General features: G+C 59.1%; 27 protein-coding genes. 10 read left to right on the top strand and 17 right to left on the bottom strand.

All coding sequences use genetic code 11. From position 1 onward, the window contains the following. Nucleotides 1-214: 214 nt before the first annotated feature. The 6 genes from PSUM_RS23255 to PSUM_RS23230 form a co-directional block, all read right to left on the bottom strand. Complete coding sequence (locus tag PSUM_RS23255; RefSeq protein WP_020796812.1) at nt 215-604, bottom strand: response regulator; 390 nt, start codon at nt 602-604, stop codon at nt 215-217. 178 nt (nt 605-782) lie between these two features. Next, the gene (locus PSUM_RS23250) at nt 783-2,111 is read right to left on the bottom strand and encodes a deoxyguanosinetriphosphate triphosphohydrolase (RefSeq protein ID WP_020796813.1); all 1,329 of its coding nucleotides are present in this window, start codon (nt 2,109-2,111) and stop codon (nt 783-785) included. 68 nt (nt 2,112-2,179) lie between these two features. After that, on the bottom strand, nt 2,180-3,343 hold the full coding sequence (locus PSUM_RS23245) for an EAL domain-containing protein (protein ID WP_020796814.1): 1,164 nt from the start codon (nt 3,341-3,343) through the stop codon (nt 2,180-2,182). Between the two features lie 129 nt (nt 3,344-3,472). Next, nucleotides 3,473-3,817, bottom strand: a complete 345-nt coding sequence (locus PSUM_RS23240; protein ID WP_020796815.1) for a hypothetical protein — start codon at nt 3,815-3,817, stop codon at nt 3,473-3,475. Further along, the gene (locus tag PSUM_RS23235) at nt 3,814-4,203 is read right to left on the bottom strand and encodes a phage holin family protein (protein ID WP_020796816.1); all 390 of its coding nucleotides are present in this window, start codon (nt 4,201-4,203) and stop codon (nt 3,814-3,816) included. Before PSUM_RS23235 ends, PSUM_RS23240 begins: the two co-directional genes overlap by 4 nt. Before the next feature lies 1 nt (nt 4,204). After that, nucleotides 4,205-4,519 carry an ElaB/YgaM/YqjD family protein gene (locus PSUM_RS23230; RefSeq protein WP_008055105.1) on the bottom strand — a complete coding sequence of 105 codons (315 nt, stop codon included), beginning with the start codon at nt 4,517-4,519 and terminating at the stop codon, nt 4,205-4,207. Nucleotides 4,520-4,837: 318 nt separating this feature from the next. On the opposite strand from PSUM_RS23230, the gene PSUM_RS23225 reads away from it, so the two are divergent. The 5 genes from PSUM_RS23225 (at nt 4,838) to PSUM_RS23205 (ending at nt 8,209) form a co-directional block, all read left to right on the top strand. Then, the gene (locus PSUM_RS23225) at nt 4,838-6,046 is read left to right on the top strand and encodes an ammonium transporter (protein ID WP_083349612.1); all 1,209 of its coding nucleotides are present in this window, start codon (nt 4,838-4,840) and stop codon (nt 6,044-6,046) included. Nucleotides 6,047-6,119: 73 nt separating this feature from the next. After that, a complete protein-coding gene (locus PSUM_RS23220; protein WP_083349611.1) occupies nt 6,120-6,356 on the top strand; it encodes a glutaredoxin family protein in 237 nt (78 codons plus the stop codon). Nucleotides 6,357-6,512: 156 nt separating this feature from the next. Then, complete coding sequence (locus tag PSUM_RS23215; protein WP_020796820.1) at nt 6,513-6,830, top strand: hypothetical protein; 318 nt, start codon at nt 6,513-6,515, stop codon at nt 6,828-6,830. 71 nt (nt 6,831-6,901) lie between these two features. Then, nucleotides 6,902-7,792, top strand: a complete 891-nt coding sequence (locus PSUM_RS23210; RefSeq protein WP_033044817.1) for a pseudouridine synthase — start codon at nt 6,902-6,904, stop codon at nt 7,790-7,792. Nucleotides 7,793-7,930: 138 nt separating this feature from the next. Further along, entirely contained in the window at nt 7,931-8,209 is a 279-nt protein-coding gene (locus tag PSUM_RS23205; RefSeq protein WP_020796822.1) for a hypothetical protein, read from the top strand. A gap of 77 nt (nt 8,210-8,286) precedes the next feature. Here PSUM_RS23205 and PSUM_RS23200 read toward each other — a convergent pair whose 3' ends face one another. Beyond that, entirely contained in the window at nt 8,287-8,508 is a 222-nt protein-coding gene (locus PSUM_RS23200) for a YgdI/YgdR family lipoprotein (protein WP_020796823.1), read from the bottom strand. Nucleotides 8,509-8,583: 75 nt separating this feature from the next. After that, nucleotides 8,584-9,186 (bottom strand): molybdenum cofactor guanylyltransferase MobA, encoded by a 603-nt coding sequence (mobA, locus tag PSUM_RS23195; RefSeq protein WP_020796824.1) that lies wholly within the window; start codon nt 9,184-9,186, stop codon nt 8,584-8,586. A gap of 81 nt (nt 9,187-9,267) precedes the next feature. Between mobA and moaB the strand changes: the two genes are divergently transcribed. Both moaB and PSUM_RS23185 read left to right on the top strand, forming a co-directional pair. After that, nucleotides 9,268-9,807, top strand: a complete 540-nt coding sequence (gene moaB / locus PSUM_RS23190) for a molybdenum cofactor biosynthesis protein B (protein ID WP_020796825.1) — start codon at nt 9,268-9,270, stop codon at nt 9,805-9,807. Beyond that, complete coding sequence (locus PSUM_RS23185; protein WP_083349610.1) at nt 9,791-11,017, top strand: molybdopterin molybdotransferase MoeA; 1,227 nt, start codon at nt 9,791-9,793, stop codon at nt 11,015-11,017. Before moaB ends, PSUM_RS23185 begins: the two co-directional genes overlap by 17 nt. Before the next feature lie 62 nt (nt 11,018-11,079). Here the strand turns inward: PSUM_RS23185 and PSUM_RS23180 are convergent, their stop codons facing one another. Further along, nucleotides 11,080-11,388 carry a hypothetical protein gene (locus PSUM_RS23180; RefSeq protein ID WP_020796827.1) on the bottom strand — a complete coding sequence of 103 codons (309 nt, stop codon included), beginning with the start codon at nt 11,386-11,388 and terminating at the stop codon, nt 11,080-11,082. 214 nt (nt 11,389-11,602) lie between these two features. Here PSUM_RS23180 and yegS point away from each other — a divergent pair, with 214 nt between their 5' ends. After that, a complete protein-coding gene (gene yegS, locus PSUM_RS23175) occupies nt 11,603-12,520 on the top strand; it encodes a lipid kinase YegS (RefSeq protein WP_083349609.1) in 918 nt (305 codons plus the stop codon). Here the strand turns inward: yegS and PSUM_RS23170 are convergent. From PSUM_RS23170 to PSUM_RS23160, 3 genes are all read right to left on the bottom strand, one after another. Next, nucleotides 12,504-13,163 carry a response regulator gene (locus PSUM_RS23170; protein ID WP_083349608.1) on the bottom strand — a complete coding sequence of 220 codons (660 nt, stop codon included), beginning with the start codon at nt 13,161-13,163 and terminating at the stop codon, nt 12,504-12,506. The genes yegS and PSUM_RS23170 overlap by 17 nt on opposite strands. Continuing rightward, nucleotides 13,160-14,053 carry a sensor histidine kinase gene (locus PSUM_RS23165; RefSeq protein ID WP_083349607.1) on the bottom strand — a complete coding sequence of 298 codons (894 nt, stop codon included), beginning with the start codon at nt 14,051-14,053 and terminating at the stop codon, nt 13,160-13,162. Before PSUM_RS23165 ends, PSUM_RS23170 begins: the two co-directional genes overlap by 4 nt. A 456-nt stretch (nt 14,054-14,509) precedes the next feature. Further along, nucleotides 14,510-14,980: a hypothetical protein gene (locus PSUM_RS23160; RefSeq protein WP_020796831.1), complete on the bottom strand. Its 471-nt coding sequence runs from the start codon at nt 14,978-14,980 to the stop codon at nt 14,510-14,512. Nucleotides 14,981-15,402: 422 nt separating this feature from the next. On the opposite strand from PSUM_RS23160, the gene PSUM_RS23155 reads away from it, so the two are divergent. Together PSUM_RS23155 and PSUM_RS23145 are read left to right on the top strand one after the other, a co-directional pair. After that, nucleotides 15,403-16,338, top strand: a complete 936-nt coding sequence (locus PSUM_RS23155; protein WP_020796832.1) for a chemotaxis protein CheV — start codon at nt 15,403-15,405, stop codon at nt 16,336-16,338. A gap of 573 nt (nt 16,339-16,911) precedes the next feature. Further along, entirely contained in the window at nt 16,912-17,718 is an 807-nt protein-coding gene (locus PSUM_RS23145; RefSeq protein WP_083349606.1) for an MOSC domain-containing protein, read from the top strand. Nucleotides 17,719-17,786: 68 nt separating this feature from the next. Here the strand turns inward: PSUM_RS23145 and ppnP are convergent, their stop codons facing one another. The 5 genes from ppnP to atuD all read right to left on the bottom strand — a co-directional run bounded on the left by ppnP (nt 17,787) and on the right by atuD (nt 22,776). After that, entirely contained in the window at nt 17,787-18,071 is a 285-nt protein-coding gene (gene ppnP / locus PSUM_RS23140; protein WP_007973461.1) for a pyrimidine/purine nucleoside phosphorylase, read from the bottom strand. 69 nt (nt 18,072-18,140) lie between these two features. Then, nucleotides 18,141-18,683, bottom strand: a complete 543-nt coding sequence (locus tag PSUM_RS23135) for a 3'-5' exonuclease (RefSeq protein WP_033042085.1) — start codon at nt 18,681-18,683, stop codon at nt 18,141-18,143. 71 nt (nt 18,684-18,754) lie between these two features. After that, the gene (locus PSUM_RS23130; RefSeq protein ID WP_083349605.1) at nt 18,755-20,716 is read right to left on the bottom strand and encodes an acetyl/propionyl/methylcrotonyl-CoA carboxylase subunit alpha; all 1,962 of its coding nucleotides are present in this window, start codon (nt 20,714-20,716) and stop codon (nt 18,755-18,757) included. A 108-nt stretch (nt 20,717-20,824) separates the two neighbouring features. Then, nucleotides 20,825-21,622: an enoyl-CoA hydratase/isomerase family protein gene (locus PSUM_RS23125; RefSeq protein ID WP_020796142.1), complete on the bottom strand. Its 798-nt coding sequence runs from the start codon at nt 21,620-21,622 to the stop codon at nt 20,825-20,827. Then, nucleotides 21,619-22,776, bottom strand: coding sequence for a citronellyl-CoA dehydrogenase (gene atuD / locus PSUM_RS23120; protein ID WP_083349604.1), 1,158 nt, complete (start codon nt 22,774-22,776; stop codon nt 21,619-21,621). Before atuD ends, PSUM_RS23125 begins: the two co-directional genes overlap by 4 nt. Nucleotides 22,777-22,803: the final 27 nt, after the last annotated feature.

Genomic DNA, 22,803 nt, shown 5'->3' with positions numbered 1-22,803 from the left:
ATAAAGCGCGCACCTTAGCTCAGATAGTTGAGGTGCCGTATGAACTGACGGGTCCGTCATGGCAATATAGGAAAGTTCCTACACGCGAAAAAGAAATTACTTACGTGTCAACTGGTTTTTGGTGCGGTTGGCGCAATTAGTGTTGCTGTTTAATTATGGCGATCAGACGAAAATTTGCAGGTCACAGATTTTTCATCTGCGCCTGTTCGAAGGGTTATGGAATAAGTTTCAATAGGTGTCTCAGTTCGCATTGTTTCAAAGGTTTTATCAAGCAGCCAAGTAATGGCAATCCATTGAGGAATGCCATCCTTTCAAGTTCGCTCAGTTCGGTAGATGTCAGGCTACTTAAAAGTATTGCCTGCTTGATCATTCCCTGATGACTGGCAATTTTTATCAGGTCAATACCGGATACTTCGGGTAGGCACTGATCGCATAACAAAATATCGAACGGCTGTTCTGCCCTGAGCATGTGTTGCAATGCGCCCGTGGCACAGTCACTGGTGGTTAAATGAATGAAGCCGTAACTCTCAAGCAGGCATTGAGTAGCCTTGAGCTGAAATGGGTGATCTTCCACCAGCATGATGCGCAGACTGTCGTCCATCATATTATTCACGCTTCTTCTATCGGAACCGATAGGCGTGATTGTTTCCTGTCAAAACCGCACGTTCGATCAGTGCACTCGACAGATGCTGTAGGGGAATTCGGTATTCATTGAAAGTTTTTTGACCTTCAGGACTGAACGGCCATTACCGGAGGGGTAATAGCCGATCGATCAATAGTTGTCAGTGGCTGGAGCGTCCCGTCATTTCGAGAGCCATATGGCTGGCGTAACTATCGGTCATGCCAGCGATGAAATCGATCATGCGCAGGAACGAGTTGTGCAGTGGGCCGTTCGGATCGGGCGCATTGTTGCCCAGCAGGTCGAGGACCCGTCGGCTTTTGAAGGACGGCGTTCGACCATTGTGTTGCTCCAGTGCGGCACCGCAGAAAGCGTTGAGCAGAATTTCCAGGGTGGTGTAGGCACCGATTTCGTGCAGCGTCTTGCGTTTGTCCTGGAAGATTTTCTGCCGAGCCATGTCCTTTGCATTGAGGACGCAGCGTTTGGCCGGACCGTGCATATGCTCCACCAGGTCGCCAGGCAGGGAGCCGGCCAACAGTGCATCCTGTTGCTCGACAAAGGCGCGGGCCGCTGCGTTGGTCAGGTGCTCGATGGCCTTGCCCCGCAGGATCGCCAGTTTGCGTCGCCGCGAATCGTTCGGGCCAAGCAGGCGATAGGTTTGCGGTAAATCGTCGCCCACCAGATCCAGTAACAGGGACTCGACTTCGGCGTACTCCAGTAACTCCATTTCCAGGCCGTCTTCGAGGTCGATCAACGCATAGCAGATGTCATCCGCAGCTTCCATCAGGTACACCAACGGGTGGCGTGCCCAGCGCTGCTCTTCAAGCTGCGGCAGGCCCAGTTTTTGCGCGATCTGCTCGAGCAGCGGCAGTTCGCTCTGGTAGCACCCGAACTTGTGCTTCTTGTACCCCAGGGAGTCGGCATGCCTGGCTGTCCATGGGTATTTCAGGTAAGTGCCCAAGGTGGCATAGGTCAGCCGGGTTCCGCCGTCGAACTGGTGATATTCAAGCTGGGTCAGTACCCGAAAGCCTTGGGCGTTACCTTCGAAATTGAGGAAGTCATTGCGCTGCGCTTCACTCATCGCATCCAGCCAGCCCCGTCCAGCGGCTTGCTGGAACCAATGCCGAATCGCGTCTTCGCCGGAATGGCCGAAGGGTGGATTGCCGATGTCATGGGCCAGGCAGGCCGATTGGACCACCATTCCCAGATCACTGGGCTCACACCAGTCGGGCAGGGCGCTACGGATGCTTTCACCGACGCGCATGCCCAATGAACGGCCTACACAGCTGACTTCCAGCGAGTGGGTCAGGCGCGTGTGTATATGGTCGTTGCTGTGGACCGGATGAACTTGAGTCTTGCGTCCGAGACGGCGGAACGCCCCCGAGAAAATGATGCGGTCGTGGTCTTTGTGAAAAGGACTGCGGCCCACTTCTTCCGGGCTGTACAGGGGCTTTCCGAGGCGTTCGCGGGTAAGCAGGGTAGGCCAATCCAAGGCTGGTTCGCTCCGTCAGGTGACTGATTGGCTAGCTTCCCGGTTCGCGTCGTTACCTGCAAGTGTCACTACAGCCCCACGGCATCGATATCGATGAGCAGCAGGCGTTCGCCGTTGTCGAAAAATTGCCCGGCGGTGAGGCAGTACTGATTGCTGGTGGCGTCGCGATACGTATTGGAAAGGGTCAGCTGACACTCGTCCCAACCCTGCGCCAGCAGGTGATAGAAATACGGACGCCACGACCAGTTATGGCCCAGATAGCGGTTGTCGGCGACCCACTCGCTATTGCGCCACTCCAGGTTGGGCGTCATCTGCGTACCGTGACGGTCGCACTGGTAGAAGCGCAGTAGCCAGGGAAAGGCCTCCAGTTGTGGCAGGGCACTCAGGGGCGCCCTGGCCTGTGCCCAGGCCTGCAGGATCGCCATCAGCTCACTGAGTTGCTGGCGCAAGATCTTCAGGCGAACGCGCTCGGCCAGCTTTTGCTGCACATAGCGCTGGCGAAGATGCGCAAAGCGCTCGACGAAGGCGTCAGCGGCAAAGAAATCCGCTTGTGCCCCGGCAAACAGAAACCCCTGGACGTAACGTGAGCCGCACTCCAGGGCAAAATTCAGTTGCGCTTCGGTTTCCACGCCTTCGGCAATGATCCAGCAACCGGTTTTTTCCGCCATTTGTGCAAGGGCCTTGACCACATCGCTGCTGGGCCCGCCCAGAGCCGCCGCCTGGAACAGGCGCATATCGAGTTTTAGGATGTCCGGTTGCAGCGCCAGAACCCGATCGAGTTGAGAGTACCCGGCGCCAAAATCATCGATGGCAATCCGTGCGCCGGCTTGCCGATAGCGGGCCACCACATGAGCCAGGCGCTGGACGTCACCACCCAGTTCGGTGATTTCGAAAACGATGCGCTGCGGATCGACGCCATGCTTTTGCAGCTGGCCTAGGCTCGGCAACGGTTGGTCCGGGCGTAGGCGGCTGATCCAGAGCGGAGAAATGTTCAGGCTGAGAAACCAGTCGCTGGGTGCTTCATGCAGGCGGCTCAGCGCGTTATCGCGTAGCTGGCGGTCCAGCCGACGCAGGGCAACGGCGTTGGTTCTGGGATCAGCGAACAGCGGCCCGACCGAAACCAGTTGGCCGTCGGCCCGGCGCAGTCGGCCCAATGCCTCCACGCCGGCGATACCGCCGGTGGCGGTATCGATGAACGGCTGAAAGCAGGCGAGCGGTTGCCCGTCGATCACAAGGCCTCCTTGATGGATCTTGTTTTTGGATAAAGCCCGGGTCACCGGATAGGCGCGTAGGATTGAACCCCTCGATGGAGAGGTTCGATCCCGTGGGTACTGCAAGAATGTAGCCAGATACTGACAGGGTCAGTGTTTGCGCGAAGAACCTTGCAAGACCAGTTTGACCAGAGGCCCCAGAGTGGTGCCCAGGCGGACCAGTCGGGCCAGGCTACCCACGCCGTTGCCCTTCCTGGCGCCCTTGCCGCTCAGAAACCCCAGCAGGGTGACAGCGGCCACGCCCCACAGCGGGGCATGCTTGATGCCGAACCCGTCTTGCAGGCTTTGGGTCATTCCACGTACCCGCTGCAGGGGTTGCAGTAGTTGCGCGGATTCGTGACGGATCTCCTGGCGATGCATTTCCATGCGCAGGCGTATCAGTGCCTTGCGCATTTCCGTGCGCGAGCTGTTTCGAGGCAGTTCAGGCAGGTTCATGGCAGCAGGCGCTCCCGATCATTGGCCAGCTCTTCCAGCGTGCCATGGAACGGCGAGGACTCATCGAAGATCGCCGCTCTCAGGCGCATGCCGCAGAAGACGCATGCCAGGGTGTAGAACACGCAAAGCGCGATGATGGCAGGCAAGCGGTAAGTGTCCCAAAACAGGATCAGCACCAGGGTCGACAATCCCACCAGCAACAGCAAGGCAAACACCAGCGCCAGGCCTGCAAACAGCAACAGGCTCACGGTGCGGGCTTTTTGTTCCTGCAGTTCGATGCCGAACAATTCGACATGGCTGTGCAGCAGTCCAAGGAAAGCGGCACCCAGGCGCCGCGGTGAGGAACTTGGGCCTGTCCCGGACGAGCCGGATTCATCGATGGCCATATCAGCGCCGAGTAGCTAGCAAGCCAATCAGGAAGCCCACGCCGGCCGCGATTCCGACCGATTGCCATGGGTTGGCCTGGACATAGTCCTCGGTAGCGGTCACGGCAGCCTTGCCGCGTTCGCGCAGGGAGTCTTCGGTCAGCTTCAGGGTTTCACGTGCACGCAGCAGACTGTCGTGGATCTGGTCGCGCAATTCATCGGCCTGGTCACCGGCCAGGGAGGCGGTGTGCTCCAGCAACCGTTCGGTATCGCTGACCAGTGTCTGAAAATCGCTCATCAAAATTTCTTGAGCAGTCTTTGCCTTGATGCTGGCCATTGGTGATCTCCATAAGTGGCGTCTGAATCGTTCGAGTATGAGCCTTATGCGAAGGTTCAGTACAAATGACTGGTACAACTTTTGCTGTGTCGTGGTGCGTCAGCCCGCGCTGTTGCGCTGTTGCTGGGCAAGCTTCCCGTAAAACCTTAACTCAAACAATCGAAACCCGCGCGAATGTCCCGGTCGTGATTGGCCTTGATGAACCCTGTGCTCCAAAACGGTTCATTGGGAGAGACTTGTTGAAGTCTCAACTTGGTGCATGGATTGCCCGCGCGAACTGCTTTGGTGCTTTTTTCAGCCTTAAGGTCTGCCAAATCCATGGAAAATCTGCAAAGCGCTGTGGACACCCTGGTCCATAGCTCCAATACGTTGTTCATCCTGATCGGCGCGGTCATGGTACTGGCCATGCATGCCGGGTTCGCCTTTCTTGAAGTCGGGACGGTTCGGCAAAAAAACCAGGTCAACGCCTTGTCGAAGATTCTCAGCGACTTCGCTGTTTCGACCCTGGCCTACTTCTTTATAGGCTATTGGATTTCCTACGGGGTCACTTTCATGCAACCGGCGGCAGTGATCAATGCCGATCACGGCTACGGCCTGGTGAAGTTTTTCTTCCTGCTGACCTTTGCCGCGGCGATCCCGGCAATCATTTCCGGTGGCATCGCCGAACGTGCCCGGTTCGTTCCGCAGTTGTGCGCGACGGCGTTGATCGTGGCATTCATCTACCCCTTCTTCGAAGGCATTATCTGGAACGGCAACCTGGGTCTGCAGGCCTGGCTGCTGGAGCACTTGGGCGCCAGCTTCCACGATTTTGCCGGTTCCGTGGTGGTGCACGCCATGGGCGGTTGGCTGGCGCTTGCAGCAGTGCTGTTGTTAGGGCCACGCAATGGGCGTTATCGCGAAGGGAAGCTGGTGGCGTTCGCGCCGTCGAGCATCCCGTTTCTGGCATTGGGCTCGTGGATTCTCATCGTTGGCTGGTTCGGTTTCAACGTGATGAGCGCGCAAACCCTGCAAGGGGTCAGCGGGCTGGTAGCGGTGAACTCGCTGATGGCCATGGTCGGCGGTACGGTGGCGGCGCTGATCGTTGGGCGCAACGACCCGGGCTTTCTGCACAACGGTCCACTGGCCGGCCTGGTGGCGATCTGTGCCGGCTCCGACCTGATGCACCCGGTGGGTGCGCTGGCCACCGGTGCCATCGCCGGGGCGCTGTTTGTCTGGTGCTTTACGGCCGCGCAAGGCAAATGGCATATCGATGACGTGTTGGGCGTCTGGCCGCTGCATGGTCTGTGTGGCGCCTGGGGCGGGATTGCCTGCGGCATTTTTGGCCAGGCGGCCCTGGGTGGCTTGGGCGGTGTGAGCCTGCTCAGCCAGTTGATCGGCACTGCACTGGGTGTGGTGGTGGCGCTGGCCGGTGGCTTTGCGGTGTATGGCGTGATCAAGGCGTTCCATGGTTTGCGCCTGAGCCAGGAAGAAGAGTATTACGGCGCGGACTTGTCGGTGCACAAGATCGGCGCCGTCAGCCAGGATTAACCGTGGATTCATTGGCTCGACGGCATTTCGGGGCAGGCCTAGAATAGGCTCTTAATTTTTTGGTAGAGCGCTCATGCTTCCTGAATGTCAGCTGTTCGGCACGCTTGGGTGCCATCTCTGCGAAGTGGCCGAAGCCATGTTGATGGATTTTGTCGAGCATGGCTTGCTGGTGGAGCTGCTGGACATCGCTGAAGACGAAACATGGTTCCAGGCCTACAGCCTGCGCATTCCGGTATTGCGTCGGGTCGACACTGGCTCGGAACTGGGTTGGCCCTTCAGTCCCGACGAAGTGGTGGCCTTCTTGCGTTAATGATTTTGTTCCGCCCGTCGAACTTCAGGTTCTATCCCCTTGGCTTAATTGGCCGGATTCGGATACTGTATGCGCATACAGTTATTCGGGTTGTTGCCTTGTCTGCGCTGATTTTCGGCTTTGAGCGGGGCAAATCCGGGCGTGAGAGGGTGAGTCGTGGTCAATGTCGAACAATTGAAGAGCAGCGTTAACCGCATGTCGGTGGATGTAGTACGCGAAGCCGTCGCCGAATTGCGTCTGGACGGCTTGGTGACGGAGGGCAAGACACCCTTCAACAAGCTGCATTTCAATACCTGTTTCGCTGAAATCGAAGCCTTGTTTCAGCGTGCAGGCTATCACCGGCAGCTGGATGTCGTGGGCTATCAGGGGTTGTTGTATGCACTGTATGACCCGGGTCGCTGGGAGGCGGTCGACGTGTTGCGCTGGCTCAAGGAGTACACCGAGGCAGCCGGGCGTGCGCAGATACCGGCTTGAGGATTCTGCGCTAGGTTCGCTTGCGTTGCTGTTGGATAATGCCGCTCTGCATTCAAGGTAAGAGCTTTTGTATGTCCACTTCATCTTTTTCTGCTGCACACAGCCAGGCCAGCACGTTGTACTTGCCGCCTGGCCCGTGGCAGACCGTTTTCGATTGCCTGTGCGAGCACTTCAGCGCCATCGGTCGTGAACAGTGGCTGGACAGAATCGCTCGCGGACGCGTTCTCGATGGGCAGGGTGCGCCCATTGCCCTGGACCTGCCTTACAAGGAAGGCCTGCGGATTCACTATTTTCGCGAAGTGCCGGATGAAAAATCGATCCCGGTGGTCGAGTCGATCCTGTACGCGGACGAGCATCTGGTCGTGGCAGACAAGCCTCATTTCCTGCCCGTGACCCCGGCGGGAGAGTACGTTGAGCAGACCCTGTTGCGCCGTCTTATCCGTCGACTGGATAACCCGCACCTTGTGCCCTTGCATCGCATCGACCGGCATACGGCGGGGCTTGTGCTGTTTTCAGCCAACCCGCAAAGCCGATCGGCGTATCAATCGTTGTTTCCAACCCGAAAAATTGAAAAGCGCTACGAAGCTATTGCCCGGGCATTGCCTGAATTGACGTTCCCCCTGGTGCACAAGAGCCGGCTCATTGATGGCGAGCCTTTCTTTCGCATGCAGGAAGGTCCGGGCGCGAGCAACACCGAAACGGCTGTCGAAGTCCGGGAGAAGAACGGTGATCTCTGGCGTTATGGACTTTATCCGGTAACGGGCAAGAAGCATCAGTTGCGGGTGCACATGACAGCGTTGGGCGCGAGCATCTGCAACGATCCGTTTTATCCCCAGGTGCTCAAGGATGTGCAGGATGACTACGCCAACCCGCTGAAGCTGCTGGCCCAGGGGCTGAAATTTGTAGACCCGGTGTCCGGCGAGAACAGGGAATTCGAGAGCGCAATCACACTGCAATGGTGAGCAAGGGCGTCAAAAAAATCGAATTTGTGCGCAGCGCTACAGTCTTTTGATCAGGCGCCACGCATGTGGCGTCCGATGAACTTGGCGCCGCCGCAGGGTTATCAGGCGCGCCGAGACCTCCCAAGCAAGGAGATTTTCATGAAACGCACTGTTTTCGCTGGAATGTTGATTTGCGCCGCCATGTTGTCCTCTTCCGTCTATGCCGCAGACAACGATCTGTGCACCATCAAGCTGCAGGAACTCAAGGACAAGGTCACCAGCCTGCCTGCCACGTCCGAAAACACCACCATGGAAATCAAGCGGATGCAGGCCAGCGCTGAAGCGGCCCGGGCTGCCAAGGATGACAAGAAATGCATCACCGAAGCCACCCAGGCGCTGGCACGGGTGGATAAACTGAACAACGAGCCGAACCCGTAGCACCGGGTTTTCGGTTGCATACAAAAATGCCCCGACAAGTCGGGGCATTTTCATGTATCCGGTAGTCACCGCGAAAATTACAACTCTTTGACGGTACGAACCTGATCCTTGTTGATGCGGTTTTGCTTGCCATCCAGTTGTTCGAATTCGTAGAAGCCCGAATCCTTGTCATAGCTTGGCGTATCGACGGCCTGGATTTCGCGACCGTCATTCAAGGTGATCACGGTAGGCGATGCGCAACCGGCGAGGGTAGCGAGGCCCAGTGCGAGCATGAAAGTGGCCAGGGTCCGTTGAGTCATGGAAGTGTCTCCGAAAATGAATTCTTTTGGTTGCTGGGGTTGAGACGTAAACAGCGCGTGCAAGTTCCTTGATACTCAGTCTGACACACCGTGTGGCATGCTTAATAGTTCCGGCGTATTAAGGTTTGCCAGGCGCGGATCGTTGTCGGGGCACTGCAATGCAGTAGCGCCCAGCCTGCGCATGAGTCGACCCGGGCTACGCTCCCCCTCCTTCCAGGCCGTTTCGAAATCAACCCGCAGGGCCAGGGGAATTACGCACAACAGGGGCTCCCAGTGATCGTCATGGCGCAGCATCAACGGTTTGTCGGGATGCTCGGCGGCGGCTTCGCGCATGCGGGTGAGCAGTGCGTTGTCGATGCGCGGGACATCACAAGGCAAGACTAGCAGGTGTGGATGCCGAGCAGCCTTCAGACCTGCAAGAATGCCCGCCAAAGGGCCCGGAAAGTCGCCTTCGTCGTCATGGACCAATTGATCGGCGTAAGGCGCGTACTGTTCCAGGTTCCGGTTGCACGAAACGATCAAGTCATCGCTCAGAGGGCGCGTCTTGCGGTGCAAATGCGCAATCAGCGGCTCGCCGTGCCATTCCAGCAATCCTTTGTCCTGGCCACCCATGCGTTGGCCACGGCCGCCTGCCAGGAGCAAAATGGAGCAGGGTGGCAACGCTGGGTTTGAAGTCATGGCAGGCCTCCGTGGGGGCGGCGAAAAATGGGGTCGCTGTGATATAACACCGGGCTGTTTCTCCTACAACTGGACGAGCCTATGAAAGCCAAGGCTGATGTACCTTTCGCACCGCTCAACATCGCGGTGTTGACGGTCAGCGACACCCGTACCCTGGAAACCGATACCTCAGGCCAGGTCTTCGTTGACCGCCTGACGGCTGCCGGACATAACCTGGCCTGTCGGGTCTTGCTCAAAGATGATCTCTACAAGATTCGCGCGCAAGTTGCCAACTGGATCGCCGACGACGTCGTACAGGTGGTGCTGATCACCGGCGGCACGGGCTTCACCGGTCGTGACAGCACGCCGGAAGCGGTGAGCTGCCTGCTCGACAAGCAAGTCGATGGTTTTGGTGAGTTGTTCCGCCAGATATCGGTGGCGGACATTGGCACCTCGACCGTCCAGTCCCGCGCGTTGGCCGGCCTGGCCAACGGCACGCTGGTGTGCTGCTTGCCGGGATCGACCAATGCGGTACGCACCGGTTGGGATGGCATTCTTGGCGAGCAGCTGGATTCGCGGCATCGCCCGTGCAATTTCGTGACTCACCTGAAACAGGCGGCACCCTGTGAATCCCGCGGGTAAGCCGGGCAAGACTGGCACCCTGATGCCGGTCGAGGTGGCCCTGGCACGCTTGCTGGAAATGGCGGACGCCTCACGGATTGTCGAGCGCGAGCGTTTGCCATTGGCGCAAGTCCAGGGCCGGGTGCTGGCCGATGATCTGCTGTCGTCCCTCGATCTGCCGCCGTGGCCCAATAGCGCGATGGATGGATATGCCCTGCGCGTGGCCGACTGGAACACAGAGCCGCTGGTCGTCAGTCAGAAAGTGTTTGCTGGCCAGGCCCCTGTTGAGTTGACGCCGGGCACCTGTGCACGAATCTTCACCGGGGCACCTGTGCCGCCCGGTGCAGATTGTGTCGAGATGCAGGAGAACGCCGAAGTCCTGGCGGATGAACGTGTACGTTTCACCGAAACCCTGGTCATCGGGCAGAACATTCGTGCGCAAGGACAGGAAACCACCGTGGGCGAACTGATCCTGCCCGCAGGAACACGGCTGGGGCCAATCGAACAAGGCCTGGCAGCCTCGCTGGGGTGTGCCGAGCTGGAAGTGATTCGCAAGGTACGCGTAGCGGTGCTGTCCACTGGCGACGAACTGATCGAGCCAGGTCAGGCGTTGGGGCCAGGGCAAATCTACAACAGCAACCGTGTGTTGCTCTGCAGCTGGTTGCAGCGCCTGGGTTGCGAGGTCATTGATGCCGGGATTCTGCCGGATGACCTGGACACCACGCGCACACGCCTGGGCGAGTTGGGGGATGTCGACCTGATTCTCTCGACCGGTGGCGTATCGGTGGGGGAGGCCGACTTTCTGGGTATCGCCCTGAGAGAAGAGGGCGAGCTGGCGCTGTGGAAACTCGCCATCAAACCAGGAAAACCCCTGACTTTCGGGCATTTTCGTGGCGTACCGGTGATCGGCTTGCCAGGCAATCCCGCCTCGACCCTGGTGACCTTTGCCTTGTTGGCAAGGCCTTATCTGCTGCGGCGCATGGGTGTCCTGGAAGTGGAGCCTCTGAAGGTGCAAGTGCCAGCTGGGTTCGACTGGCCCAAGGCCGGCAACCGACGCGAGTACCTGCGCGGTCGGCTGGAGAACGGCCGGGCCATCATCTATAGCAATCAGAGTTCCGGTGTGCTGCGTAGTGCGGCCTGGGCCGATGGACTGGTCGAGGTCATGGAGGAGCGAACACTGGTGCCAGGCGATGTCGTCTACTTCATCCCGCTGAGCGAAGTGTTGGGCTGAGTCTGGCCGCCGCCAGGCGTGCAAGCCCGGTCGATCGCGCCGGGTTTTGCACCCCTGTCCGATCAATGGGCCAACAGCAGCAGTACCACCTGATCAAAACGGCTGTTGGCGATCCAGCCCAGCAGTCCCAGCACTACGGCTGTTCCGACCGCCGAATAGGCAAGCCTGTGCCTGACGGACTTGATGTCACTGCGAATCTTTTCCAGGTCGCTGCGCAGGGTGTCCAGTGTCTCAAGCTCGTTGAGGCGATGTGGCATATCAACTTCTCCGCTGGATTTTCCATCGCTGACGAATTCAGCTTGATGATTGGCCCGTTTCATTACGAGCGGCATCACCGGAACCACCGGTGACCTGATGTCATGTTGTTGCATTGCACATCCTTGCGTCTGTCCTGCTGATGACTGAAAACCGCTGACACAAAAGTGGACCAATCGCCATTTCTGGTCAATTGAGCCGTTTCCTCACGTTTTGTAAGAAAAATCTCCTTATTGGACTCAAGTGTAAATAATTCAGTTTTTTGCGACTTTTCCGCAGGGAAGCAAGGTCACATGTCCCATACGCCATTCAATAATGGGAGTGACGACAATGAGCGAACGCAAGGCGCTGTTGATTTTGCATGGCAAGCAGGCGCTCAACGAAGCGGTTCGGGCCGCCGTCGACAGCAAGCGTGAACAAGGCTGGGAGCTGGCCGTTCGATTGACGTGGGAGGCCGGGGATGCGCAAAGGCTGGTGGGTGAAGCGCTGGATGCAGGTTATCGGCAGATCATCGCCGGTGGCGGCGACGGTACCCTGCGCGATATCGCCGAAGCGATGGCCGGACAGTCGCATCAGGCCAGCCTGGTATTGATGCCGCTGGGAACCGCCAACGATTTTGCCCGTGCTGCCGGTGTTCCACTGGAGCCGGATGAGGCACTGGCGCTTCTGGACGTTGCCCCCAGTGCCATCGACCTCGGGGAGGTCGGTGGGCAGGTTTTCCTGAATATGGCCACTGGTGGTTTTGGCAGCCAGGTTACGGCCAATACCTCCGAGGAACTGAAAAAGGTTTTAGGCGGGGCGGCGTATCTGTTCACCGGTTTGTCGCGGTTCAGTGAGTTGCATGCCGCCTATGGTGAGTTACAGGGGCCTGATTTCCACTGGAGTGGCGAGTTGCTGGCTCTGGGGATCGGCAATGGCCGGCAGGCGGGCGGTGGGCATGTGCTATGCCCGCAGGCCCTGGCTGACGACGGGATGCTCGACATCAGTATTTTGCCGGCGCCGCAAGAGCTGCTCAGCACCTTGAAAGACCTGCTGGCCGATGGCTTCGGAATCGACAACATGTTCGTTCGTGCCCGCCTGCCATGGGTTGAGATCAAGTCCTCGGAGGGTCTTTACATCAACCTTGATGGCGAGCCGCTCGAGGGTGACAGCCTGCGTTTCTCGGCCCGGCCGGCAGCGTTGTGGGTGCATTTACCCGAGCAGTCACCCTTGTTGAGCAAAGCCTGCGCTGTCAGTCATCCAGACTGATGATCTGCTCTCGTACGGCGAACAATACCAGGCCGGCCACGTCGAAGATCTGCAAGCGCTTCATGACTTGCGAGCGATGGGTTTCGACCGTCTTGACGCTCAGGCCCAGGCCGTTGGCGATTTCCCGAGTGGATTTTCCGCGCACGATCAGCCGCAGGATTTCCAGTTGGCGCGCTGTAAGGTTGTGTGAATCTGGCGACTCTACCGGGTTTTTCTGGGTCCGGTTCAATGCCTGGGTGATCACGGTATGGGCGATGGCCGGGCTCAGGTATCGCTCATTGTTACGCAGGGCGTGCAGCGCGTGTTCCAGTTCGGTGGCCGTGGTGTCCTTGAGCAGGTAACCATGGGCACCTGATTCCAGGGCCTGCATGATCAGGGCCGGGTCGGTGTGCATCGACAGGATCAGCACTTTGGCCTGCGGGCGGACTCGCTTGAGTTGCTGCAGGGCTTCGAGGCCGCCTGTCTGCTTCATGGAAATATCCAGTAGCACGATATCAGGCGACAGTCGCTGGACCATGTCGAGCAACTGCGAGCCATCATTGGCCTCGCCAATAACCGCATAGCCAGGAAGATCCAGCACCAGGGCGCGCACGCCTGCCCTGATCAGCGAGTGGTCATCCACCAGAAGTAAGTTACAAGTCAATGCATAACCTTATTCGGACTGGCCCGTTCGAACGCACGCGGCGCCCATGGGAAGAGGGCTTCGATTTGAGTGCCTTTGCCTGGCTCGCTGGTCACGGTCAGAGTGCCACCCAGTTGTTTGATCCGTTCCGACATCCCGGCCATTCCCCGTTGTCCCTCACGCCCCGGGTCGGTGGCGGGCGCGAAACCCAGGCCATCGTCACTGATCATCAAGGTCAGGCCCTGGGGCAAACGCTGCAGGCAGACCAGCAGGTTTTGCGCTTGGGCATGGCGCAGCATATTGGTGACGGCTTCCTGGGTAATACGAAAGGCCGCCACCGCTATTTCTTCCGGGATGCCGGTCAGTCGTTGATGGCATTCCAGGCTCCAGTGCACCGAAGTGTTGCTCAGCGTCTTGAGCAAATGCGCCCGCAGGCTGGCTTCCAGCCCAAGGCTGGTCAGTTGCCGGGGGTTAAGGATGGCCGATACATCGCGAACCTTGGCCAGGGTTTCCTCGAGCGTGTCGCACAGCACCGAGCACTGCGCCTGGAGGTCTTCGGGCATCCTGCGCTTGAGCCAGTCACTTTGGAGTTTTGCCGCCGTCAGCAACTGGCCGATGTCGTCGTGCAACTCCCTACTGAGGCGGTGGCGTTCGTTTTCCTGGACTTGCAGCAACCGATCGGCCAGCTCCTGGGGCTGGAACTTGATCGACTTGCGTGACAGGCGGTACTGCACCCACACGCAGCCCAGTGCAGCACTATCGAGTACCAGCAGGCCCAGCGGCAAGCGCGTGGACAGGCTGTAGACCAGCAGGCTGCCGAGCGTCGAACCGGCACACAGCAATAACGTGAACCGACGTGCGTTTTCTCGGGAGGGTGGCCATTTGGCAATTGACTTGAGGCTGGCGTACATAGCGGATGGAGCCAATGGATGTTCGCTGCGGGCTGATCGGTCATGCTCGCTGACAGATCGATGATTTTTATGGTCAGCTATCGATTTCAACTGAATTTTGTATAAGAAAATCAGAGTTTTGTATAAGAAATCAGGCCTGCAACTTGTTGGCTGCAATCGTTGCCGTTAATTGACGTCAACTAATGGGCGGCATAATACCACTTCGGATACCGTTGGTCGCGCCTGTGATAAAGATCCAGGAGGGCAGGACATAACGCGCAGGAATGGGGATGTCGTCACGCAGGGTTCGATTATTCAGGTCGTTACATATCAGAAAAGTCGGGTCAGACAGACAAATACTTGTACAAGCAATAGTTACTTGTTTCGAGGTGTCGCTGATCGATATGAAGTATTCAATTGCGACATTGATTCTGGTGATGCAGTTCTCTATTGCCGCTGAATTGTACTTGCAAAAAATTAAGCCTGGCGCTCCGTGTAAGAAAGGAGCGTGAGCGGCCTGGAATTAACCGGGGGACGAAATTGACTCTGGCCGACCTGGAACGCGAAAGCTTCGATCAGGGTGGTCTGTTCGGTTTCATCAAGGCTGAGCTGCCCGGTATTCTGGTCGATCAGCTCAAGTTGCCAGGCGATCAGCGTCAGGCAGTCCTTGAGCGCGTCCAGGGCTTCGTCGTGCAGTTCCATGTGGTTCAGGGCGTGATTGAGCAAACCATGGATATGCAATGAAAACTCTGACACGGCGGCGAGAGCGAGGGCATCGGCCTTGCTGGCGAGTTTGAGCAGGGTGCTGAGCAAGCAGTCAATGGCGTCCGGGTCGTTGTTGATCAATTGCAGATGACTCAGGCATTCCTCGGTTCTGGCCAGGAGCGTTTCAGCCTCGACGATAAACTCCGGAATACGCTTTGCCCACTCTTTACGATTGTTCGGCATGCTTATCTCCACAACGTCATGTCAAATGAGGAGGGTGTCGTGTCTTGAGTTCGCGCTCTGAACGGCTCAAGTGCGGGCTGGACGCTTGAGAGGGTGGCTGGCCACTGGTTTGCGATCGCACACAAATGCCCGACTCCACTTCATGCAATGAGAATGGCGTCACATTAATGGCTATTGGATATCGCGAATATCAGGTTGCACCTGATTGTTGCTAGGGGAATCCCTTACATGACGGAACTCATCGCGCGAACTGTGGTCGCGGCGAAGAGAATGCAGCAGATGAAATAACAGCGCCAGTAAAGCATGATGTTAATGTGGCATCAATGCCGGGCGCGGCATTTGCCAAAGGGGTCAAGGTCCAGCGAAAACCGCCGATAACCCTCTATCCAGTGAATTCATCCGAACAAGCCCAGGAGTCATCGATGGCCGGCATTCTCGATACGGTAGACCAACGAACGCAACTTGTGGGTGAGAATCGCCTGGAAATTCTCATGTTCCGGCTTGCCGGGCGGCAACTGTTCGCGATCAACGTGTTTAAAGTGCAGGAAGTCCTGCAACTGCCGAAGCTCACTTTGATGCCCCAGCGTCACCCGTTCGTTTGCGGCGTAGTCAATTTGCGCGGCCAGACCCTACCGGTCATCGACCTGTCCCAGGCAATCGGCATGCGTCCTTTGGTGCCAGGTCCTGGCAGCACGATCATCGTTACCGAGTACAACCGATCGGTACAGGCCTTCCTGGTCGGTGGGGTGGACCGCATCGTCAATATGAATTGGGAAGCCATTCTGCCGCCGCCCAGCAGTGCTGGTCGGCAGCATTACCTGACTGCGATCAGCAAGGTCGATGATCAATTGGTGGAGATCATCGACGTCGAGAAAGTCCTCGCCGAAATCGTACCTTACAGCGCCAAGGTTTCCCGGGAAAAACTCGAGGATCCAGTGCTGGAACGCGCCCGTGGCCGCGAGGTGCTGCTGGTGGATGACTCGAATGTGGCCCTGGCGCAACTGCGCGATACCCTGGGGCAGTTGGGCGTGAAGATGCACATCGCCAGCGATGGCTTGAAGGCCTTGAACATGCTCAAGGCGTGGGCGGATACCGGCGTTAATATGACCGACAAGCTGCTGATGGTATTCACCGACGCGGAAATGCCGGAAATGGATGGCTACCGGCTGACCACCGAAATCCGCAACGATCCGCGACTGCGTGGCCTTTACGTGGTGCTGCATACGTCCCTGTCCGGCAGTTTCAACGAATCGATGGTCAAGAAGGTTGGCTGCGACAACTTTCTCTCCAAATTCCAGCCGGACAAGCTCGTTGATGTGGTGCGCCAGCGTTTGGTGCTGGATGAGGTGCCGGCCTGACAGCCAGGATTTTTCGGCTGCACCCGATACCTGTGGGAGCGGGTTCGCCCGCGTAGGCGGCCTGACAGGCGACCTGTTATTTGTTGTCGGAGTACATATCCATTCCTGCGGTAACGGCCACTTAGGGTTTCGCCCTTACGGCGAGTCACTTTCGAAAAGCGCGAAAGTAACCCAAGCGCTTTTGCCCCACCACTCGGTGCCTCGCTAGGGCTCGGCATGCCAGAACGAAGGCATTGCTCCGTGGGTCGCCGCGCTGGGCCATGGATGGCCCATCGCGGCGACCCACGGAGCAGGACCGGAGCGAGGGCATGGCGAGCCTTAGCGAGCCACCGAACGTCAGGGGCAAGAGCCCTTGGTTACTTGGGGCCGGGCGGCGTTCCGTTTTTCCAAGTGACTCGCTGTAAGAGCGAAACCCTAAGTGGCCGTTACCGCAGGAACGGATATGTACTCCTGAAAGAAAATGGTCGTCTTCAAGACCGCCTTCGCCCGCAAGCCTGGCTCCAAAGTCGGAGACCTTTGATTCGCTGACCAAGCTCGTATAGGGTGGCTTTTTTGTCCATCAGGGAGCTGGCCATGTTGCGTCTGAGCGCGCTGTATCGTTATCCGTTGAAATCCGGCAAAGGGGAGATCCTGCAACAGGTTGGCCTCGACAAGCTGGGGCTGGACGGCGATCGACGCTGGATGTTGGTGGATGAAGCCAGTGGAAGCTTCTTGACCCAGCGCGCGGTAGCGCAGATGAGCCAGCTGTCGGCATTGTGCAATGCCGAGGGCGGCTTGACCCTTAGCGCCCCCGGCCATTCGCCGATCGATGTCGACTTGCCCGCCAGCGATGCTCAATTGCGCGGCGTGACCATCTGGCGTGACAGCTTGCGTGTGCCCGACGCCGGCGATGCGGCGGCCGCCTGGGTCAGCCGGTTCATCGGCAAACCGACGCGCCTGGTGCAGGTGCCACTGGACCGCGCACGGACCACCGCATCGGGCTATGGCCAGGACGACGATCAGGTCGCCTTCGCCGATGGCTTCCCGTTGTTGCTGATTGGCCAGGCATCGCTTGCGGATTTATCGCAACGCGTCGGGCGCCCGCTGGAGATGCTGCGTTTTCGTCCGAACCTGGTGATAGAGGGCAGCGAGGCGTTTGCCGAGGATGGCTGGAAACGCCTGCGCATCGGTGATGTCGAGTTCCGCGTGGTCAAGCCCTGTTCACGCTGCATCATGACCACTATCGACCCGCAAACCGGCGAGCGTAGCGCTGACCGCGAACCCTTCGCCACCTTGCAGAAGTACCGTGCCCAGGCCGAGGGTGCGATGTTTGGGCAGAACCTGGTCAACGACGGCAATGGCCGGCTCGAAGTCGGCATGCCGGTCACCGTGCTCGAATAAATACCCTTCAATGAAAAATGCCCGTGTCGATGGACACGGGCATTTTTTTTTGCGATGAAACCGGGGTTTTAGCCGCGGTATTCGCACAGGTAGGCAGTGTCGACGGCCACTTTGAGCTGGAACTTGCTGTTGGCAGGCACGTTGAACTGGCTGCCAGCGGCGAAGGTTTCCCAATCGTTGCTGTCCGGGAGCTTGACGGTCAGGGCGCCGGACACCACGTGCATGATTTCACGCTGGCTGGTGCCGAATTCGTATTCGCCCGGAGCCATGACGCCAATGGTCGCTGGACCTTCAGCAGTGCCAAAGGCGATCGACTTGACGGTGCCGTCGAAGTACTCGTTGACTTTAAACATGGGCGATTCCTCGAAAAGGGCTAAAAAGGGCCGGCCAGTATGCACAAGGCCCAAGGCCTAGTCACCTCTCTAAAGCGCAAGGACAAGGGGCAACAGGCGTGCGGTATTGCGCGCGTCTTCCAGCGCCCGGTGTTGCTGCCCGCTGAACTGCAGTCCCGCCAGTTGCAGGGCACCGTTGAGTCCCAAGGGTCGTTCCAGGCGCCGGGCCTTGGCAAAGCGCTGCTTGAGATTCATGTGCGGCACTTGGCTCAACGCGCTATCGAGTGCCAGGCGTTGCCAATCCTGGAGCAACTGCTTGCGATCGTAGTCGCCCCAGCTGACCCAGCCTTCAAGCCGCGCGTGATGTTGGCCCAGCCAGCGCTCGAACGCCGCCCAGACTTCGCCGAGGGGCTGTGCGGCATCGATATTGGCCTGGGTGATGTGCGTCAACTCCCGGCAAAACGGCGTCAACAAGGGGCGCCGCAACGGGCGCACGAAACGCTGGAAGAAATCCAGCTCGCGGCCTTTGTGATCCACCAGGGTGGCACCAATTTCGATGATTTCCATTTCCGTAATGGGCCAACCACCCTCATCGGTGGTGGCTTCCAGATCAATGACCAACCAGTGAGGCATCGCAGGGTTCCCGGTATCCGCATGCTGATAGGGCTTGAGCGTAGCCAAAGCCTGCGGTTACGCCTAGCGGCTTATTCGACCTCCAGCAGAATCTGACGGTTTTTCACCTGGTCTCCGACCCGCACCTGCAAGCGCTTGAGCACGCCGTCGATACCCGACTTGAGCGGGTGCTCCATTTTCATGGCTTCCAGCACCACCAGCAATTGGCCTTTGCTGACCTTGCAACCCTCACTGACCAGCACATCGATGACCGCACCGTCCATGGGCGCCTTGAGGGTGCCGCAGCTGACACTGGCCTGGCTGCAGGCCGGCGCTTGAGTGCGATCCACCAGCCGCAGGCTGCCGGGAGCTGTGAATAACCAGAGTTGCCCGGCCTCCATGCGGTAGGCATGACGCTGGCGGACGCCGTCGAGTTGCACCGTGGCCCAGCGGCCGTCGCTCTGGATGATCTTAAGTTCGAGGTGGCGACTGGCGACTTCAACCCGCAGCGGCTCACCGGGAACCGCATGCAACGCCACCGGCCAGTCCTGATCGTCCAGTGCGAGGCGATAGTGCAGCGGCACGCTGGCGTTATTGCGCCAACCGGCCAGCGCAACCGGATGCGCCTGTGCCGATGCCTGATAGAACAGCGCCGCGGCAATCGCCAGGTGTTCGGCACTCGGGACCTGGCGCTGCAAACTGGAATGTTCGGCGAAATGCTGCTCGATGAACCCGGTGCTGAACTCGCCACCGATGAATTGCGGATGTTGCAGCAGGCTGACGAGCAAGCGCTGGTTGCTCTGTACGCCCAGCAGCACGCAGTCCTGCACGGCCCGCAGCAACTTGCGCCTAGCCTCTTCACGGGTCTGGCCGTGGGCGATGATTTTGCCCAGCAGCGGGTCGTAGAACGGGCTGATCTCCTGGCTTTCGATCAGCCCATGGTCGATCCGCACGCCATCCTGCAAGCGCGGTTCCCAGGACGCGACTCGACCGGTTTGTGGCAGGAAACCTTGCGCAGGGTCCTCGGCGTACAGGCGCACTTCCATGGCATGCCCCTTGAGCTGAACGTCTTCCTGACGCAGCGGCAGCGCTTGTCCCTGGGCGATGTTCAACTGCCAGGCCACCAGGTCCAGGCCGGTGATGAATTCGGTCACCGGATGTTCCACTTGCAGTCGGGTGTTCATTTCCAGGAAGTAAAACTGTCCGCGCGCATCCAGCAGGAATTCCACCGTGCCCGCGCCGACATAGTTGACCGCGCGTCCCGCCTTGAGCGCCGCTTCGCCCATGGCCTGGCGCAACGGACTCGTCATCACGGGGCAGGGGGCTTCTTCGATGACTTTCTGGTGGCGACGCTGGATCGAACAATCACGCTCGCCAAGGTAGATCAGGTTACCGTGCGAGTCGCCGAACAGCTGCACCTCGACATGGCGCGGTTCGATCAAGGCCTGCTCGAGGATCAGTTCGTCACTGCCAAAACCGTGCAAGGCTTCGGAGCGAGCACTGCGCAGCTGTTGCACCAGGTCGGTGGCCCCATGCACCAGGCGCATGCCACGCCCACCGCCGCCGGCACTGGCCTTGATCATCAGCGGGTAGCCGATGCGGTCGGCTTCGCGGATGAGGGTGGCATCGTCCTGTTCGGCACCCTGATAACCCTCGATGCAGGGTACGCCGGCATTGAGCATGGCGATTTTCGACCGGCGCTTGCTGCCCATCAGCTCGATGGCTTCGGGGCTGGGCCCGATGAAGGTGATGCCGGCGTCCTGGCAGGCGCGGGCGAAAGCGGCATTTTCCGAGAGGAAACCGTAGCCCGGATGCATGGCATCCGCGCCAGTGCGCCGGGCCGCGTCGATGATCGCCTGGATATTCAGGTAGGACTGCTGCACCGGGGCGGGGCCGATGTTCACCGCTTCGTCGGCCATTTGCACGTGCAGGGCATCGGCGTCGGCGTCGCTGAATACCGCGACGGTGCGGTAGCCCAGGGCCTGGGCGGTGCGCTGGAGGCGGCAGGCGATTTCACCGCGATTGGCGATCAGGATCTTGCTGAATCCGGGCATGTTCTGCTCCCAGGGATTTGCGTTGAATGTGAGGGCCTCTTCGCGAGCAGGCTCGCTCCCACAGTTGAAATGCATTCCAAAGTGGGAGCGAGCCTGCTCGCGAAGCGCTTAAAGGGCCCACCCCGGTTTGCGTTTTTGCACGAACGCCAGGGTCCCTTCGACCCCTTCAACCCCGGTCACTGCTTCGCTGAACCACTCGGCCGCCTCATCGAGCAATGCATCCGATGGCTGCACGGCGCTCGCCAGCAACAGTTTCTTGGTCGCCGCATTCGCCCCGGGCGCGCAACACAGCACATGGGCCAGCACTTCATCGAGGCGCTCGGCCAATGCCTGCGTATCGTGCTCGACAAAATGCACCAGCCCCATTCGCCGTGCCTGGGTGCCGTCGAAACGTGCGGCGGTCAGGGCGAGGCGACGGGCCAGGGTCAGGCCGATGCGCTGCACCACGAACGGCGCGATCTGCGCTGGCAACAGACCGAGGCTGGTTTCCGGCAGGCCGAACTGCGCCTGGTGATCGGCCAGGGCAATGTCGCTGACACAGGCCAAACCGAAGCCACCACCGAGCACCGCGCCTTGCAGGACGGTGATCACCACCTGCGGCGCATGCTGCACCTCTTGCAGCAACGCACCGAACAGTCGATTCAAGTCGCGGTGCGCGCCCGGACCTTGGGCGCGTGCATTGGCCATGTCCTTGATGTCTCCCCCGGCACAGAAATGCCCGCCGGCACCGCCGACCACCAGGGCCCTGACTCCCCGCTCATCGTGCACTGCCGCCAGCACCGCACGCAGTTCGCTGACCATCTGCAAGTTCATGGCGTTGCGGCTGTCCGGTCGATTGAGGGTGATGTGCAGCACACCGTTGTGCATATCGAGCAGCAGGGTCTGGCAAACCGGCAGGGTACTCATTTTTTTTTCCCGGGCAGAATGCCCATGAGCTTGCAGATAATCCCCAGCATGATTTCGTCGGCACCGCCGCCGATCGACACCAGGCGCACATCGCGGTAGGCGCGGGCCACCGGGTTGTCCCACATGAAACCCATGCCGCCCCAGTATTGCAGACAGCTGTCGGTCACCTCGCGACCCAGGCGACCGGCCTTGAGCTTGGCCATGGACGCCAGGCGCGTGACGTCCTGGCCCTTGATGTATTGCTCAGTGGCTTGATAGACAAGCGCCCGCAGGCATTCGATCTCGGTTTGCAGTTCGGCCAGGCGAAAGTGGATGACCTGGTTGTCGATCAGCGCACTGCCAAAGGTCTTGCGCTCCTTGCAATACTCGATGGTGCTGTCGACGCAATACTCCAGGCCCTTGATCATGTTGGCCGCACCGAACAGGCGTTCCTCCTGGAACTGCAGCATCTGCATCATGAACCCCGCGCCTTCGTGACCGATGCGATTGCGCTGTGGCACCCGCACATTGTCGAAAAACACCTGGGCGGTTTCCGAGCTGCGCATGCCCAGTTTGTCCAGGTGCGAGCTGAGGCTGATGCCCGGCGTGTTCATCGGCACCATGATCAGCGACTTGTTGATGTGCGGTTTGTCATCCGAGGTGTTGGCCAGCAGGCAGATGAAGTCGGCGCTTGGCGAGTTGGTGATCCACATCTTGCTGCCGTTGATCACGTAGTCGTCGCCGTCCTTGCGCGCGGTGGTTTTCAAGCCGGCCACGTCGGACCCCGCGCCGACTTCGGAGACGCCGATGCAGCCGACCTGCTCGCCGCTGATGGCCGGGCGCAGGAACTCATCGCGCAACTCATCGGAACCGAAGCGCGCCAGGGCCGGGGTGCACATGTCGGTCTGTACGCCAATCGACATGGGAATCCCGCCGCAATGTATGGTGCCGAACTCTTCGGCGGCGACGATCGAGTAGCTGTAGTCCAGGCCCATGCCGCCGAATTTTTCCGGTTTGGAAATGCCCAGCAGGCCGAGGTCGCCGGCCTTGCGAAAGATTTCGTGGATCGGAAAACGCCCGGCCTTTTCCCATTCCTCGACGTGTGGATTGATCTCATGATCGACGAACTGGCGGACGGTGCGACGCAGTGCTTCGTGTTCCTGGGTGAAGATCATTTTTATTTTTCTCCTGGCGAACCACGC

This window comes from Pseudomonas umsongensis (assembly GCF_002236105.1).
In the GTDB taxonomy this organism is placed as follows: Bacteria; Pseudomonadota; Gammaproteobacteria; order Pseudomonadales; family Pseudomonadaceae; genus Aquipseudomonas; species Aquipseudomonas umsongensis.
This window is presented reverse-complemented; position numbering and strand designations above follow the sequence as displayed.